The sequence below is a fragment of the Citrobacter sp. RHBSTW-00599 genome, from assembly GCF_013784065.1.
In the GTDB taxonomy this organism is placed as follows: domain Bacteria; phylum Pseudomonadota; class Gammaproteobacteria; order Enterobacterales; family Enterobacteriaceae; genus Citrobacter; species Citrobacter braakii.
On sequence record NZ_CP056717.1, the window covers coordinates 4,857,904 to 4,874,091 of the forward strand.

Annotated in this window: 12 protein-coding genes; 5 read left to right on the forward strand and 7 right to left on the reverse strand. The window is 54.3% G+C overall.

The features are described from left to right. Positions 1-5: 5 nt before the first annotated feature. Both HV243_RS23485 and HV243_RS23490 read right to left on the reverse strand, forming a co-directional pair. On the reverse strand, positions 6-326 hold the full coding sequence (locus tag HV243_RS23485) for a PTS fructose-like transporter subunit IIB (RefSeq protein WP_016155279.1): 321 nt from the start codon (positions 324-326) through the stop codon (positions 6-8). 14 nt (positions 327-340) lie between these two features. Next, the gene (locus HV243_RS23490; RefSeq protein WP_003825153.1) at positions 341-1,420 is read right to left on the reverse strand and encodes a PTS fructose transporter subunit EIIC; all 1,080 of its coding nucleotides are present in this window, start codon (positions 1,418-1,420) and stop codon (positions 341-343) included. A gap of 307 nt (positions 1,421-1,727) precedes the next feature. Here HV243_RS23490 and ptsP point away from each other — a divergent pair, with 307 nt between their 5' ends. Genes ptsP through HV243_RS23505 form a run of 3 tightly spaced genes read left to right on the forward strand, consistent with a single transcriptional unit; the run spans position 1,728 to position 6,023 of the window. Then, positions 1,728-4,229, forward strand: coding sequence for a phosphoenolpyruvate--protein phosphotransferase (ptsP, locus tag HV243_RS23495; protein ID WP_053388932.1), 2,502 nt, complete (start codon positions 1,728-1,730; stop codon positions 4,227-4,229). 15 nt (positions 4,230-4,244) lie between these two features. Next, a complete protein-coding gene (gene fsa / locus HV243_RS23500) occupies positions 4,245-4,907 on the forward strand; it encodes a fructose-6-phosphate aldolase (protein ID WP_053388899.1) in 663 nt (220 codons plus the stop codon). A gap of 12 nt (positions 4,908-4,919) precedes the next feature. Then, positions 4,920-6,023, forward strand: coding sequence for a glycerol dehydrogenase (locus HV243_RS23505; protein WP_049040568.1), 1,104 nt, complete (start codon positions 4,920-4,922; stop codon positions 6,021-6,023). A gap of 84 nt (positions 6,024-6,107) precedes the next feature. Here HV243_RS23505 and katG read toward each other — a convergent pair whose 3' ends face one another. The 3 genes from katG to HV243_RS23520 all read right to left on the reverse strand — a co-directional run bounded on the left by katG (position 6,108) and on the right by HV243_RS23520 (position 10,410). Then, complete coding sequence (katG, locus tag HV243_RS23510; RefSeq protein WP_016155274.1) at positions 6,108-8,288, reverse strand: catalase/peroxidase HPI; 2,181 nt, start codon at positions 8,286-8,288, stop codon at positions 6,108-6,110. 168 nt (positions 8,289-8,456) lie between these two features. Beyond that, positions 8,457-9,344: a methylenetetrahydrofolate reductase gene (gene metF, locus HV243_RS23515; RefSeq protein ID WP_016155273.1), complete on the reverse strand. Its 888-nt coding sequence runs from the start codon at positions 9,342-9,344 to the stop codon at positions 8,457-8,459. Between the two features lie 157 nt (positions 9,345-9,501). Then, a complete protein-coding gene (locus tag HV243_RS23520; RefSeq protein ID WP_053388900.1) occupies positions 9,502-10,410 on the reverse strand; it encodes a LysR family transcriptional regulator in 909 nt (302 codons plus the stop codon). A gap of 88 nt (positions 10,411-10,498) precedes the next feature. Here HV243_RS23520 and HV243_RS23525 point away from each other — a divergent pair, with 88 nt between their 5' ends. Beyond that, positions 10,499-10,876 carry a carboxymuconolactone decarboxylase family protein gene (locus HV243_RS23525; protein ID WP_053388901.1) on the forward strand — a complete coding sequence of 126 codons (378 nt, stop codon included), beginning with the start codon at positions 10,499-10,501 and terminating at the stop codon, positions 10,874-10,876. Positions 10,877-10,913: 37 nt separating this feature from the next. Here HV243_RS23525 and HV243_RS23530 read toward each other — a convergent pair whose 3' ends face one another. Next, on the reverse strand, positions 10,914-12,470 hold the full coding sequence (locus HV243_RS23530) for a bifunctional UDP-sugar hydrolase/5'-nucleotidase (protein WP_019077905.1): 1,557 nt from the start codon (positions 12,468-12,470) through the stop codon (positions 10,914-10,916). Between the two features lie 133 nt (positions 12,471-12,603). On the opposite strand from HV243_RS23530, the gene HV243_RS23535 reads away from it, so the two are divergent. Continuing rightward, a complete protein-coding gene (locus HV243_RS23535; RefSeq protein ID WP_053388902.1) occupies positions 12,604-13,779 on the forward strand; it encodes a hypothetical protein in 1,176 nt (391 codons plus the stop codon). Here the strand turns inward: HV243_RS23535 and metL are convergent. After that, positions 13,754-16,186: a bifunctional aspartate kinase/homoserine dehydrogenase II gene (metL, locus tag HV243_RS23540; RefSeq protein ID WP_016157920.1), complete on the reverse strand. Its 2,433-nt coding sequence runs from the start codon at positions 16,184-16,186 to the stop codon at positions 13,754-13,756. The two genes, HV243_RS23535 and metL, sit on opposite strands and share 26 nt — an antisense overlap. Between the last annotated feature and the right edge of the window lie 2 nt (positions 16,187-16,188).

Consider the following 16,188-nt stretch of genomic DNA (forward strand, 5'->3'; position numbering starts at 1 on the left):
AACCGTTATGCGGTTTGCGCAAGGTGTGCGCCAATCTTGTTCATGATGGCGTCGGCACGTTTCACTGCATCGCTGATGTTGACACGAACGATAGTTTTGCCCGCAAAACGCTCTTCAAACTTAATACCAATGTCTTTGGTCAGAATCACCATGTCGGCTTCTGCCACATCCGCCGCGGTCAGTTCGTTTTCCAGACCGATCGACCCCTGAGTCTCAACCTTTACTTCCCACCCCTTGGCTTTAGCGGCGCTTTCCAGCGCTTCGGCGGCCATATAGGTGTGGGCAACGCCAGAAGGACATGCAGTTACTGCGATAATCTTGGTCATGACTCATTCCTCGCTTAATTCATTTCAAAATCTAAATCCAGGTCGTCTTCTTTCTGGTCGACCTGAGACACTTTTTTCCGCGCCAGACTTTTCAGTACATTAACGCACACTGCGGTCACTACAGCCCCCACGGCAACCGCCGCGATATAACCCAATTTTCCTTCCACGACCGGCAGAACAATCAGCCCGCCCCAGCCGGCATAACACTGCGCACCAAACAGCGCGGCGGTTACCGTGCCGCAGGCGGAACCCACCATAATGGATGGGATAACGCGCAGCGGATCGGCGGCAGCAAAAGGAATTGCGCCTTCCGTTACGCCAACGCAGCCCATCACCAGCGCGGCTTTACCGGCTTCACGTTCTTCAGAAGAGAAATTCTTACGACCAATCAGCGTCGCCAAACCTAAGCCCAGCGGCGGCACGCAGATCCCTACCGCGGCGATTGCCACCACGGTATAAACACCCTGTGCCACGCAAATCAGCATGAAGGCGTAGGCAACTTTGTTAATCGGCCCACCCATATCGAAGGCCAACATCAGTCCCATAATTACCGCCAGCAGCACGATGCTGCCCTGCTGCATACCCTGCAGCCACTCGGTCAGGCTAGTGGTTAACGCGCCAACGGGTTCTCCCAGGCCCCACATCATGATGCCTGCGGTGATAAAGGTGCCGACAATAGGAATAACGAAGATAGGCATTACCGATCGCAACACCTTATGTACGGGGATCTTCTTCAGATAATGGACGACGATACCGCCAATAATCCCGGCAATTAGCGCGCCGAAAAAACCTGCGCCGAAGCTGTTTCCCACCCATGCGCCAATCGCACAAGGGGCGAGAGCAGAACGTTCAGCAATGGAATAACCAATGTAAGCGGCAAGGAATGGCACCATCAACGTCAGCCCTGCGACGCCAATATCAAACAGTTTCTTGAGATTAGGATCGGTCGCCGCATCCGGTACCGCGCCCTTGCCATACAACATGACGGAGACCGCCAGCAAAATTCCACCCGCGACTACGAAGGGGATCATATGCGAAACACCCGTCATCAGATGCTGACGGGTATTTTTCAGGATTTGTACCAACTCTTTCATAAGTCGCTCCCAGGCTGCTAAAGCCCATATCCATAAACTTGTTGCGGAAAACAATAGGCAATCCGACGCGGCGCAAACAGTGGATAAAAAGGCCATTTGCTGGACTTTTGTAATGTCAGCGCAAAAATGCGATCCGCCTCATAACTTGTAGTTTCTCGGAATTTATAGAGGACATGCTGACTTGTGAGGGATATCTCACTTTGATGGTTACATTACATTTATCCAGTTTTTGGCAGATTTGTCAGATGGCAGGCTCAGGCGTTGCCCTTTTATCCTGTAGCGAGAAATCGTTATGGGAGATGAGGCTATGGCCCTGATTGTGGAATTTACCTGTGAGCTGCCCAATGGCGTACATGCGCGCCCGGCAAGTCACATAGAAACGCAGTGCAACACCTTTACTTCGCACATTGAGTGGCACAACCTGCGTACCGAACGTAGGGGTAACGCCAAGAGCGCATTGGCGCTGATTGGCACCGATACTCTGGCAGGTGATAGCTGCCAGTTGCTGATTTCCGGTGCTGATGAACAGGCAGCCCACCAGCATTTAACCCAATGGTTACGTAATGAATTTCCACACTGCGATGCACCGCTAGCGGAAGCCAAAAGCAACGAGCTGGAGCCACTTCCTGCATCCCTCACCAATCTAAACCCACAGCTTTTTCGCGCTCGCACCGTCTGCAGCGGCAGTGCGGGAGGCATTCTGAGTCTGCTCTCTTCGCTGGATCTCAACGCCCTTAACAATCTCCCATCCGCTAAAGATATTGAAACCGAGCAGGCGGCACTGGATAACGGCTTAACGCTGCTGATGAAGAATATTGCGTTTCGGTTACTCGACAGCGACGGTGCAACCAGTGCGATTCTGGAAGCACACCGCTCGCTGGCAAGCGACCTCTCACTGCGTCAGCACCTGCTCGCTGGAGTATCTCGCGGGTTAAGCTGCGCCCAGGCGATTGTCGAAAGTGCCGGACATTTTTGTGATGAATTCGCCAGCTCCAGCAGCAGTTATTTACAGGAACGTGCGCTGGATGTGCGCGATGTCTGCTTCCAGCTTCTGCAGCAAATTTATGGAGAGCAGCGTTTCCCTGCGCCGGGAAAACTAACCCAGCCTACGGTCTGTATGGCGGATGAGCTCACACCGAGCCAGTTCCTCGAACTGGACAAAACATTGCTGAAAGGCTTGCTGTTAAAAAGCGGCGGTACCACTTCACACACGGTGATTCTCGCCCGGTCATTCAACATTCCTACGCTGGTTGGCGTGGATATTGAATCCTTGATGCCATGGCTGCAGCAAACGGTTTATATCGATGGTAACGCAGGAGCGGTCATTGTTGCCCCTGATGAATCCGTCGTACGTTACTACCAGCAGGAAGCCCGTATCCAGGATGCCATTCGAGAACAACAACGTATCTGGCTGACCCAAGAGGCGCGCACGGGGGATGGCATCCGCATGGAAGTCGCCGCCAACATCGCCCATTCCGTGGAAGCGCAAGCAGCCTTTGGCAACGGTGCGGAAGCGGTTGGCCTGTTTCGCACGGAAATGCTGTATATGGACCGTACCTGCGCCCCGGATGAGAACGAGCTATACAACATTTTCTGCCAGGCGCTGGAGCCCGCGCAGGGACGCAGCATCATTGTGCGCACCATGGATATCGGCGGTGATAAACCCGTTGATTACCTGAATATTCCTGCCGAAGCCAACCCGTTCCTCGGTTATCGCGCGGTGCGTATCTATGAAGAATACGCCGCTTTGTTTACCACACAACTGCGATCGATCCTGCGCGCATCAGCGCACGGTAGCCTGAAAATCATGATCCCAATGATCTCCTCTATGGAAGAGATCCTGTGGGTCAAAGAGAAGCTGGCCGAAGCCAAACAGCAACTGCGCACTGAACACATCCCATTTGATGAGAAGATCCCGCTCGGTATCATGCTGGAGGTTCCGTCGGTGATGTTCATCATCGATCAATGCTGCGAAGAAATTGATTTCTTTAGTATTGGCAGTAATGACCTGACGCAATATCTGCTGGCGGTCGACCGCGACAACGCCAAAGTTACCCGCCATTACAACAGCCTGAATCCAGCCTTCTTGCGCGCACTGGATTACGCCGTACAGGCGGTACATCGGCAGGGGAAATGGATTGGCCTGTGCGGCGAACTTGGCGCTAAAGGTTCAGTGCTACCGCTGCTTGTGGGACTGGGTCTGGACGAGATCAGCATGAGCGCTCCCTCCATTCCCGCCGCCAAAGCGCGGATGGCGCAACTTGACAGCCGCGCCTGCCGTCAGTTGCTGAATCAAGCAATGGCGTGTCGAACGTCGCTGGAGGTCGAACATCTGCTGGCCCAGTTCCGCATGACCCAACAGGATACCCCTCTGGTTACCGCCGAGTGCATCACGCTGGATAGCGACTGGCGTAGTAAAGAGGAGGTCATCAAAGGGATGACCGACAACCTCCTGCTGGCAGGTCGTTGCCGCTATCCGCGTAAACTGGAAGCCGATCTGTGGGCGCGCGAAGCGGTCTTCTCTACCGGATTAGGTTTTAGCTTCGCCATTCCACACAGCAAATCAGAACATATTGAGCAGTCCACTATCAGCGTAGCGCGCCTGCAAGCGCCGGTACGTTGGGGTGATGATGATGCGCAGTTCATTATTATGCTGACGCTCAACAAACACGCCGCTGGCGACCAGCATATGCGTATTTTCTCGCGTCTGGCACGGCGCATTATGCATGAAGAATTCCGTAACGCGCTGGTTAACGCCGCCTCTGCCGACGCTATCGCCAGCCTGCTGCAACATGAACTTGAACTTTAAAGAGGGTGTTTTTGTATGGAACTTTACCTTGATACCGCCAACGTCGCGGAAGTCGAACGTCTGGCACGCATCTTCCCAATCGCGGGTGTCACCACCAACCCAAGCATTGTGGCAGCAAGCAAAGAATCCATCTGGGATGTGCTGCCGCGCCTGCAAAACGCCATTGGCGAAGAGGGCATTCTGTTTGCCCAAACCATGAGCCGCGACGCACAAGGCATGGTGGAGGAAGCCAAACGTCTGAGCAACGCGGTCCCCGGTCTGGTGGTAAAAATCCCGGTGACATCCGAAGGTCTGGCCGCAATCAAGATGCTGAAAAAAGAGGGCATCACCACGCTGGGAACCGCCGTGTACAGTGCCTCTCAGGGGCTGCTGGCAGCGCTGGCGGGGGCGAAATATATCGCGCCTTACATTAACCGTATTGACGCGCAGGGCGGCGACGGAATTCGCACGGTACAAGAACTGCAAACGTTACTGGAACTTCATGCGCCCAACAGCATGGTACTGGCAGCCAGCTTTAAAACCCCTCGTCAGGCGCTGGATTGCTTACTGGCAGGATGCGAAGCAATCACCCTGCCATTAGACGTAGCGCAACAAATGCTCAATACCCCTGCGGTAGAGTCAGCAATAGAGAAGTTTGAACATGACTGGAACAATACATTTGGTCACATCAACCTGTGAGGGAAATAAAGTATGGATCGCATTATTCAATCACCTGGTAAGTACATCCAGGGTGCCGATGTTATTACCCGTCTTGGCAACTACCTCAAACCACTGGCAGAGCGCTGGCTGGTCGTTGGGGACAAGTTTGTCTTAGGCTTTGCCCAGGGCGCACTGGAAAAAAGCTTCCAGGATGCCGGACTGGCGCTGGAGATTGCACCGTTTGGCGGCGAGTGTTCACAAAACGAAATCGACCGTCTGCGCGGCGTGGCAGAAAAAGCGCAATGTGGCGCAGTACTTGGTATTGGCGGCGGTAAAACGCTGGATACTGCCAAAGCGCTGGCGCACTTTATGGGCGTGCCTGTCGCCATTGCGCCAACCATCGCCTCTACCGATGCACCGTGCAGCGCGCTGTCCGTTATTTACACCGATGCCGGTGAATTCGATCGCTATTTGCTGCTGCCCAATAATCCGGACAGGGTCATTGTTGATACCAAAATTGTCGCAGGCGCACCGGCGCGTCTGTTAGCCGCGGGCATTGGCGATGCGTTGGCGACCTGGTTCGAAGCACGCGCCTGTTCACGCAGCGGCGCAACCACCATGGCGGGCGGTCAGTGCACTCAGGCGGCTCTGGCGCTGGCTGAGCTGTGCTTTAATACGCTGATAGAAGAAGGTGAAAAAGCGATGCTGGCTGCCGAGCAGCACGTGGTAACGCCTGCGCTGGAGCGCGTTATTGAAGCCAACACCTATCTGAGCGGCGTCGGTTTTGAAAGCGGCGGTCTGGCGGCGGCGCACGCCATCCATAACGGTCTGACGGCAATCCCGGATGCGCATCACTATTACCACGGCGAGAAAGTGGCTTTCGGCACGCTGACGCAACTGGTACTGGAAAACGCGCCGATCGATGAAATTGAAACTGTTGCGGCGCTGTGTCATTCCGTTGGCCTGCCGATTACCCTGGCGCAACTGGACATCAAACAGGATATTCCGGCTAAAATGCGCATTGTGGCTGAAGCTGCCTGTGCCGAAGGCGAAACCATCCACAACATGCCTGGCGGCGCAACGCCGGACCAGGTGTATGCCGCCCTGCTGGTGGCTGACCAGTACGGTCAACGTTACCTGCAAGAGTGGGAATAACCGGCCAATAAAAATCCCCGCAATTGCGGGGATTTTTTGTTCATACTATGCCGGACCCGCACAAGCGATATCCGGCATAGTCTGTTACAGCAGATCGAAACGATCCAGGTTCATCACTTTCACCCATGCGGCAACGAAATCTCTCACGAACTTCTCGTGAGCATCGCTGCAGGCATAAACTTCAGCCACTGCGCGTAGTACAGAGTTAGAACCAAACACCAGATCGGCGCGAGTTGCGGTGTATTTTACTTCGCCGCTCGAACGGTCACGACCTTCAAACAGCTCTTGTGACTCATCAACCGCCTTCCACTCATGACGCATATCCAGCAGATTGACGAAGAAGTCAGTGCTGAGTACGCCAGGGCGATCGGTAAAGACGCCGTGCTGGCTACCATCAAAGTTGGTGCCCAGTACGCGCATACCGCCCACCAGCACGGTCATTTCCGGTGCGGTTAGCGTCAACTGCTGCGCTTTGTCGATCAGCAACGACTCGGTGGTCGACACGTCAGGACGAGCGCGGTAGTTACGGAAACCATCGGCAATCGGCTCAAGCAGTTCAAACATCTCAATATCCGTTTGATCCTGACGCGCATCCACGCGACCCGGCGCAAAAGGTACCTTGATGCTGACACCCGCAGCGCTAGCCGCCTGCTCGATACCGACAACACCGGCCAGCACGATAATATCGGCCAACGAGGCAGTATGGGCAGACTTATAAATACCTTCCAGCACAGGCAGAACGCGTGCCGCAGTGGCATTCACATCCCAGCCACGTTGTGGGTCCAGCGCCAGACGCGCACCGTTAGCGCCGCCACGTTTATCCCCGCCACGGAAAGTCGATGCCGAAGCCCACGCTACCGATACCAGTTCGCCCACGGACAGTCCGGAAGCAGCGATGGTCGCCTTCAGCTTCAGGATATCTTCTTCGCTTGGGTTGAAGAACGCATGCGGCAGCGGATCTTGCCAGATCAGATCTTCTTTTGGCACTTCCGGGCCAATGTAACGCGATTTTGGCCCCATATCGCGGTGCGTCAGTTTAAACCACGCACGGGCAAACGCTTCGTTGAACGCTTGCGGATCGTTCAGGAAACGGCGAGAGATCTTTTCGAACTCAGGATCGAAACGCAGCGTCAGGTCGGTAACCAGCATCGTCGGCTTGCGTTTTTTCGACGGATCAAACGGATCGGGAATAATTTCTGGCGCGTCAACCGCTTCAAACTGAATCGCGCCTGCCGGACTGCGAGTCTGCACCCACTCATATTTGAACAGGTTCTCGAAGAAATAGTTGCTCCATTGGGTAGGCGTCTGCGTCCACACCACTTCCAGACCGGAAGTAATTGCATCCGCGCCCGCGCCACTACCGTAGCTGCTGGCCCAACCCAGGCCCTGCGCTTCAATCGGTGCGGATTCTGGATCGGCGCCAACGTGCGATGCCGCTGCTGCGCCGTGGGTTTTGCCCAACGTATGACCGCCGCCAATCAGCGCCACGGTTTCTTCGTCGTTCATCCCCATGTTACCGAAGGTCGCGCGAATAGCCGCTGCCGCAGAAAGCGGTTCGCCGCTATGGTCCGGCCCTTCCGGGTTCACATAAATAAGGCCCATTTCGGTGGCGCCCAGCGGCGCTTTTGCCAGCTCTTCCGGATGACGGTGAGTCAGCCAGGCTTTTTCATCACCCCAGTTTACGTCGAGATCCGGTTCCCAGACATCTTCACGACCGGCACCAAAGCCAAAGGTACGGAAACCTGAGTTTTCCAGCGCCACGTTACCCGCGAGGATAAACAGGTCGGCCCAGGAAATTTTCTGACCATATTTCTGCTTGATTGGCCACAGCAGACGACGTGCTTTATCAAGGCTGACGTTGTCCGGCCAGGAGTTCAGTGGTGCAAAACGCTGCTGTCCGCGACCCGCTCCACCGCGTCCATCGATAGAGCGATAGGTTCCCGCGCCGTGCCATGCCATGCGGATAAACAATCCGGCATAGGTTCCCCAGTCAGCGGGCCACCACGGTTGAGATTCGGACAAAAGGGCTCTGAGATCCCCTTTCAGGGCAGAATAGTCGAGTTTACTAAACTCTTTGCGGTAGTCGAAGTCCTCACCCAGCGGGTTCGAACGGTTGGAATGTTGGTTTAAAAGATCAACGCGGAGTTGATTTGGCCACCAGTCGCGGTTATTCGTTCCTGCTCCCGCGCTCTGATCGTGACCGCCTTGATGAAAAGGACACTTACCGGCAGTTGATGCGTTTTGGCTATCGTCGGACATGCTCATCTATATGCTCCCTTTACAGTGTTCTGACTACGATATACACCACCAGAGATAAGATATAGTCGAAATAACCCACAGATTCGATAGCTAATTCCTTTTATATTTTAAGTTACAGAGATGTAGATCAAAATGATCAACAAAAAGCCCTCCGTAGAGGGCTGGGGCATCTGTTTAGTTAGGTCTTACACCCAGTGTGTGACAAATAGCGTAGCTCATCTCGGCACGGTTGAGGGTATAGAAGTGAAAATCCTTCACCCCTTCGCGACTGAGAATTTTCACCATATCCATGGCGATATTTGCGCCCACCAGCTTGCGGGTTTCCGCGTCATCATCAAGACCATCAAACATGGTCGACATCCACGCAGGAATGCGGACGTTGGTCATGTCAGCAAATTTTTTCGCCTGCTTAAAGTTAGATACCGGCAGGATGCCCGGAATAATTTCCACATCGATTCCCGCAGACACGCAGCGATCGCGAAAGCGCAGATAGCTTTCTACATCGAAGAAAAACTGGGTGATCGCGCGGTTTGCACCGGCATCAACCTTACGCTTCAGGTTCAGCAAATCCGCCTGAGCGCTTTTCGCTTCCGGGTGCACTTCCGGGTAAGCCGCAACGGAGATATCGAAGTCTGCAACGTCTTTCAGCAGAGTCACCAGGTCGGAAGCATACATATCCGGTTTACCGCTTCCCGGCGGCAGGTCGCCGCGCAGGGCAACAATATGACGAATACCGTTATGCCAGTAGTCCTGAGCAATGGTACGCAGCTCATCGCGGGTCGCATCAATGCATGTCAGGTGCGGGACCGCTTCAAGACCTGTGCGATCCTTAATGCCTTTAATAATGCTGTGCGTACGGTCGCGCTCACCAGAGTTTGCACCGTAAGTGACTGATACAAACTTCGGCTTCAGGCTGCTCAGGCGATCGATGGAGTTCCACAGGGTTTGCTCCATTTCACTGGTGCGCGGCGGGAAAAACTCAAACGAAACGTTAATCTGACCCTGCACTTCTGCCAGGCTCTGATTCAGGGCTTCCCGCTGGTTGGCGTGAAAAAAGCTCATACCTTACCTCATCAATCTTTTGTCGTTATATGTTGTGTTGTGAACTGCTATACGTTTAGACGTCTAGATGTAAAAATGACGGAAAAGCATGCTGGCGTCAACACAAAAATCATCGTTAAAGGTGAGGAATACTCAGCCAACGTGAAAAAAATTCACATCAGCTTGAAATGGTGAGGGATTGCGTCACGACCGTCTGTAGCCACTCTACTTTTGTTACGTTCTCAGGCAGCGTCGCTAGCCCCATGCTAAGACGCAATTCTGTATCAGTAAGCGGAAGGAAGATCACGCCCTGACGCTGGATAGCGGAAAAGGAGGCCGGAACCAGGCTCAGACCGTCACCCTGCGCGATCCGTGCCAGCAGCACGTCATGTTCCATCGGCTCCTCAATAAGTGCAGGAGAGTAACCAGCACGACGAAAAATGTGTCGAGTGTAATCAAAAAAAGCAGGGTTACGTTCACGTTTGAACCAGAACAGCGGTCGGTGGTTCAGCGACGTTAACGAGAGCGAAGGCAGAGCCGCCTCGGGCCAGAGCGTGGGTAAGGCGGCAATCATCGATTCTTGCCAGCCGAGCGGCGTGACGCTAAGACCCGAATTCTCAAGCGGTAGCGCCACCAGCGCTGCATCCAGTTTTCCCCGACGCACCTGGCGCGCCAGTTCAGGCGAACCATGACGGACAATATGTAGCTTCTGTACACGCGTAGCAAGCTGCGACTCAAGCGCCGCAAAAACGCCCTGCTCAAACGCTGTACTTAGCCCTAAGCGCAGAGATTGCTCTCCCGTCTTCGCTATCTGACTCAACGCCGCCCAGGTTTTATCCTGTAACGCCAATAGCGGGCGCACGATTTCAAGGACGCGCTGGCCGTCCTCCGTCAGCGTAAGTCCACGGGTATGACGGACAAAAAGCGTCACCCCCAGGCGCTCTTCAAGCTGGCGAATGTGGCGACTCAGCGGCGGCTGCGACATAAATAAACGCTGCGCCGCTCGACTCATGTTGTTCTCTTCCGCCACCACGGAAAAATAGCGTAGGAGGCGGATGTCCAGAGAGTGCAAAGGCGATATTGTCATACCGAAAAGGTATCACGGAAACGGTATTACCCCAATCATTCCGCACGCTCTATCCTCATGCCATACACTAACTCACGAGGTGATTATCATGGATTCAGAACGCTATTTAACCGGTCAGAGAATGCTGCAACAGGTTGATGGAAAAGGGGGAGATGCGGTCGTCGATAGCCTGAAGGATATCGCGCCGGACTTCGCCCAATACCTGATTGAATTTCCTTTTGGCGACATCTATTCAAGGCCGGGGCTGGATTTACGCAGTAGAGAAATTGCCACCGTAGCGGCGCTCACCGCCATGGGTAACGCCGCACCACAGCTTAAGGTACACATCGCCGCCGCGCTGCACGTTGGCTTAACGCAGGAAGAGATTATTGAAGTGATGATGCAGATGGCAGTTTATGCGGGATTCCCGGCAGCACTAAACGGCCTGTTCGCTGCAAAAGAGGTGTTTGCCTCCCACAGAGGTTAAAACAAAGGCCAGCGGAATATCTGCTGGCCTGACCTCACTACGGTTTCACATCTTCCACACGCATGCCTTTGAGTTGCTCATCCGTCAGCGTATTTCCCGCTTTGAAATAATCAACGACCGCATTAGAGACATAGTAACCGCCGGATGTGTTACGCGCTTTGCCTTCAGTAAATGTCGTGAAACCATCACCGCCGTCCGCCAGGAAGCTATTGGTGGCAATGTGATAAACCGTGGCATCCTCAATGGGTTTGCCGTTTAACGTCAATACGCTAACCCGCAGACCAACCGGTTTACTGCTGTCATACTTCATCTCCAGTCCTTTGGACACCTGCAATACACCGTTGCTTAAACCCGCGCCGTGCTCCATCAGGCTACGTAACTGCTTCCCAGTGAGATCCATGGTTGCCAGCTCATTCGGGAACGGGAAGGTGCTAATGACTGCGCCCATGGTGATGACTCCAGCAGGGATTTCATTCCGGATGCCGCCCGAGTTAGTGAGCGCTAACTGGGTATCTTTACCCGCCGCAACCAGCAACGCATCTGCCGCCAGATTTCCCAGCGAAGAAGATTCACCGTAAGCACGCGTCAGCTCAACCGGCGCGTTGGCAACCGTCTGCTGCACCACTTTATCGAGCTTTTTATTCCAGCCATCAATGACCTGTTTCGTCTGCGGGTCTGGCTGCCACTCATCAGCAAAAATGGTTTTCAGCTCGAAGTTCTTCACGGTAAATTGATGCGGTTTTTGCTGGTAATCCAGCACCAGTTTACCCACATCAATGCCGCCGCTGTCGGTAGACAGAATCAGGGTGTTACCTACTTTAATCGGCTCCGGCGTGCCCACATGCGCATGACCGGTGATCAGGATGTCCAACCCCTGCACCTGGCCTGCAGTCTGGATGTCTTTATCCAGCGCACGGCGTACATCGGTGCCCCCCAGACTGGACTGACGCGCTGGCGTGCCTTCATGGATCAGCGCCACGGTGAGATCGACTTTGCCTTTCAGCTCATCGATATAGCGTTGCAACCACTTCACTTCATCCCGCGCCTCGATCCCGACACGTGTCGCAGCGGAAACCGTATCATCAAAAGCAAACACGCCGTGCAGGCCAATCACGCCTATCTTTACGCCATCTTTTTCAATAATGGTGTAAGGCTTATCCCAGAACATTTTGCTGCTGTTTTGGTAAAAGATGTTGCCCTGCACGATCGGAAACTTTGCCTGGCTCAGTTGCAGCAGCGTATTGTCCCAACCGTGATCGAATTCATGATTACCCATGGTGACAGCGTCAAAATTCATGGTGTTCATGATATCGATAATCGCCTTCCCCTTGGTCAGGCTGCTGATATATGGCCCGGTGAAATAGTCGCCAGCATCCAAAAACCAGGTGGCGCTATTTTTCGCTTTCTCCTGCTTCACCATCGCCGAGATATTGGCCCAACCGCCAATATCTCGTGTGCCATTGGCAATCCATGGCACTTTATAAGGTTCGACATGGGCATGGAGATCGTTGGTATAAATAATCGTGACATCTTTGGCACTCGCCCAGAGCGGTAAAGATACCAGAACACCGACAGCAAGCATTTTTAGCTTCATAACCAATCCCTTTCAGTCATATAAAGATTCGCTACGTTACGTTCTGAAAGGTTTTTTTATGTGAGAAAACTCACATCCATCGGTGATAGTTGCAGGCCAAAATCAACGACCATTAAAAATCGTTGGTAACAGGATGACGTCACTGTTCACTATCAATTGCTGCAAATCCTTTGGCTGCAAAAATCTGGGGCTGGCGAGCTCAGCTGATTACAGCTGGCCAGAATATCGGCTAGGTTATGCCGCACTGCATTGTCGGGCATGCGGCAGCCTTCCACCGCTGTTTGATGAGGAACAGTTCCGTTGCTGGTTGTCGGCATATTTAGCGGATTTTGCCGCTAATCGTGGTCAGTTTTGCCCATGTTGCTACCAACGAGAAATCATCCGCTATGGGCATAATCCCCAGGGCAGCCAGCGCGTCCAGTGCCGAAACTGCAAAAAAGTGTGGACACCAAAGCAGGCGCCTCCCACCGGCATCGTTTTGCCAGAACAAATAGCGACGATTCCCTTGCTCGTCCCTTTTCAGGGCGTTAGTGCAGGCCAGCAACTCTATGTATTACTCTCTTTTGACGCTATTCGCGGCAATGTTCTGCATATTTCCAGCAACTTCACGCCGCACACTGCCGGCATATCATTGCTTTACCGCTGGCGTGGCAGTGCTGAGCCAACAGTCATTCACGACGATATCATTGAGCGAGTGAGTCAGCGGGAAACCCAGTTTTTACGCCGCAGCCAGTTTGATGAAATCCAGTACGGCAGCGCCATACTTAAACGGAACGCCAGCGGCGCGATTTTACGCCCGGTCATTACTGCCCATGGGCATTTCCGCCTGCTGAGCCATCTATGGCCAGAGGTAAAAACCCATATTATTGCCCACGAATGCTTCCTGCGCGGCGCAGCGATTACCGCATGGGCGGAACAGTTTCGCCATCATCGCGCCTCGCTGTGGTTTATTGATGAAGAAATGAATAGCGATCAGCGCACGCTGCCCTGGCAATTGCTGGGTAAAACGTATCAGGGATGGTGGCGAAATCAGTGGCAAATCTGGCAACGAGGCGATATGCGTAAAATGGTGTGTTTGTTAACGCAGGGGCGGGTTGAAGAAAGCGCGTCAATAACCCTGGCGGCAAGCCATCGTTTTCTCGCCTGGTTGCGGCAACAGACAGAATTTCAGCAAAGTACCCGTTACTCTGCCCATTCGGTGTTTCAGGCGATAAGGTCGCTGGCAGATAAATACAACGCCCTCATTGAGGGCGATGTTTACACATGTTATCCGGCAACAAAAACTACAGCAGTTGCGCCAAGCGGTTGATATCAGACTGAATCGCCCCAGCGGTCACATCGCGGCCCGCCCCCGGTCCGCGAATGACCAGCGGGTTATCACGATACCAACGGCTTTCAATGGCGAAGACGTTATCGCACGGCAGTAGTGCCGCCAGCGGGTGCTCAGGGCGTACCGCTTCAACGCCAACGCGTGCCTTACCGTTAGCGTCAAAACGCGCCACATAGCGTAGCACCAGTCCCATTTCACGTGCCGCTTCCAGGCGTTGCACCATCTGCTCGTTCAGCTCATCGCCATTTTCAAAGAAATGGTCAATAGAACCTGCTTCACAGTGCGCAGGCACCAGCGACTCTACGCGCACCTGGTCCGGTTCGATGTCGTAACCCGCTTCACGCGCCAGAATCACCAGCTTGCGCATCACATCTTTGCCGGAAAGATCCACGCGCGGATCAGGTTCAGTCAGACCCTGCTGCCACGCCTGATCCACCAGATCGGTGAACGGGACCGTGCCATCAAATTGCAGGAACAACCACGACAACGTGCCGGAGAAGATCCCGCTGATCGACAGAATAGTATCTCCGCTATCAATCAGATCGCGCACGGTATGGTTGATCGGCAAACCTGCGCCGACGGTGGCGTTATACAGCCAGTGGCGACCGGTTTTTTCAAAGGCGTCATGAATCTGGCGGTAATTATTACTGCTGCTCGCCCCCGCCAGCTTGTTGGCGCTGATAACGTGGAAGCCATGACTGGCGAAATCCAGATACTGCTCCGCCAACTGCTCGCTGGCAGTGACGTCCAGCACCACTAAATCATCATACGGGTGGGCGCGCATCCACAGGAACAATGACTCTTCATCCTGTTCTAGCGCCTCGTCATCGAAGAAGGCCAACGCGCGGCTGGCATCCAGCCCTTCGTAATTCAGCAGACTACGGCGACTATCAACCACTCCTGCCAGCACGAACTCTAATCCGGTACGCGCCGAGAGCGTGCTCTGCTCGCGGGCAAACAGCTCCAGCCAGCGCGACCCAATGTTGCCTTTGCCGAACAGCACCAGACCAATGCGTTTTTCCGCGCGGAAGATTGACTGGTGCAGACCCTGAATCAGGCTCTCCGTTGGCCCGGTACGCAAGACGGCGACCAGGCTAATGCCCTCTTCCGACTGCCAGGTGAATTCGACCGGCTGACCTTTCAGCTGTTGCCAAAAGCGATGGCAGTGCAGCGGGTTACGGGTGACGCCCGCCCCAACCATCGCCACCAGCGCCAGCCCCTGGCGCAGACGCAGTTCGCCCGGCAGGCCAGCTTCATCCAGAATTTTCAGTGCGCCATCAGCGACTTCGGAGGTATAGCAAAATTGCAGCAACTGGCGGTCAGGATGCACACCCACTGCCAGCGGACGCACCTGGGTGCGTTTTAAAATCTGATCAATCTCTTTATAGGCCAGTTTAAAGTCCTGGCCAGTGGGAACCTGAAACTCAATCAGGCAAACGTCGTCATGGCTGGTCACAATACGTGCCCCGGTACCGGAAGCCAGCACGCGTTCAATACGCGTCGATCCCTGCTCCGGCGTATAGCTACAACGCAACTGGAGATCGATATCGCTGCCGGAAACCGGCTGAAGGGTGCGGGCATGGAGAACCGGAGCCGCCAGACGCGCCAGCTCGCTGGCTTCATCCAGACGCAGCAGCGGCAGCAGACAGGCATCTTTTACTTTACGCGGATCCGCGCTGTAAACCCCGGCAACATCGCTCCAGATGGTTACGCGGGAAACCCCCGCCAACGCGCCAACCTGCGTCGCCGAGTAGTCGGAGCCGTTACGCCCCAGCAGTACCGTCTCACCGGCGTTGCTGCGGCTAATGAAACCGGTAACGACCAGGCGTTTGCCCGGATGCTGCGCCAGCAGTTGCTGCAGCAATGGGTAAGAAAGACCTTCATCCACCTGCGGCTGAGCGCCGCGCTCGGCACGTAAAAAATCGCGCGCATCCAGCCAGGCCGACTCCAGCCCCTGTTGGTTAAGGACGGCAGACATCAAACGCGCCGACCACACCTCGCCATGCCCGACGACTTCAGCATAGACGGCATCATTCACGCCGCTGTCGAGTAACCCAGCCAGACGCTCCAGATCGTGAATAAACGCGCCGATCAGCCCATCCGCCACCTCAGGAGGCAACAAACCGCTGATAAGCTCACTCTGATAACGACGTAACGCCTGTTGAACCTGATGCGCAGACAGACGATCGGTCTGGCTTAATTTTAGCCAGCTAATCAACTGGTTAGTGGTACTGCCTGCGGCTGAAACAACCATCATGTCATCAGGCTGCGAGTACTCCGCCATAATGCCTGCGACACGCAGATAACATTTCACATCAGCCAGACTACTACCACCAAATTTGTGCAGTTGACGACCCTTCGTCCCTGCCTGCGCAATCACACTCATGT

What these genes read in the sequence shown, in the direction of transcription:
- katG (WP_016155274.1), bottom strand. Translation starts at nt 8,288, where the DNA reads ATGAGCATGTCCGACGATAGCCAAAACGCATCAACTGCCGGTAAGTGT.
- HV243_RS23530 (WP_019077905.1), bottom strand. Translation starts at nt 12,470, where the DNA reads ATGAAGCTAAAAATGCTTGCTGTCGGTGTTCTGGTATCTTTACCGCTC.
- HV243_RS23535 (WP_053388902.1), top strand. Translation starts at nt 12,604, where the DNA reads ATGACGTCACTGTTCACTATCAATTGCTGCAAATCCTTTGGCTGCAAA.
- HV243_RS23485 (WP_016155279.1), bottom strand. Translation starts at nt 326, where the DNA reads ATGACCAAGATTATCGCAGTAACTGCATGTCCTTCTGGCGTTGCCCAC.
- metL (WP_016157920.1), bottom strand. Translation starts at nt 16,186, where the DNA reads ATGAGTGTGATTGCGCAGGCAGGGACGAAGGGTCGTCAACTGCACAAA.
- HV243_RS23490 (WP_003825153.1), bottom strand. Translation starts at nt 1,420, where the DNA reads ATGAAAGAGTTGGTACAAATCCTGAAAAATACCCGTCAGCATCTGATG.
- HV243_RS23505 (WP_049040568.1), top strand. Translation starts at nt 4,920, where the DNA reads ATGGATCGCATTATTCAATCACCTGGTAAGTACATCCAGGGTGCCGAT.
- HV243_RS23520 (WP_053388900.1), bottom strand. Translation starts at nt 10,410, where the DNA reads ATGACAATATCGCCTTTGCACTCTCTGGACATCCGCCTCCTACGCTAT.
- HV243_RS23525 (WP_053388901.1), top strand. Translation starts at nt 10,499, where the DNA reads ATGGATTCAGAACGCTATTTAACCGGTCAGAGAATGCTGCAACAGGTT.
- fsa (WP_053388899.1), top strand. Translation starts at nt 4,245, where the DNA reads ATGGAACTTTACCTTGATACCGCCAACGTCGCGGAAGTCGAACGTCTG.
- metF (WP_016155273.1), bottom strand. Translation starts at nt 9,344, where the DNA reads ATGAGCTTTTTTCACGCCAACCAGCGGGAAGCCCTGAATCAGAGCCTG.
- ptsP (WP_053388932.1), top strand. Translation starts at nt 1,728, where the DNA reads ATGGCCCTGATTGTGGAATTTACCTGTGAGCTGCCCAATGGCGTACAT.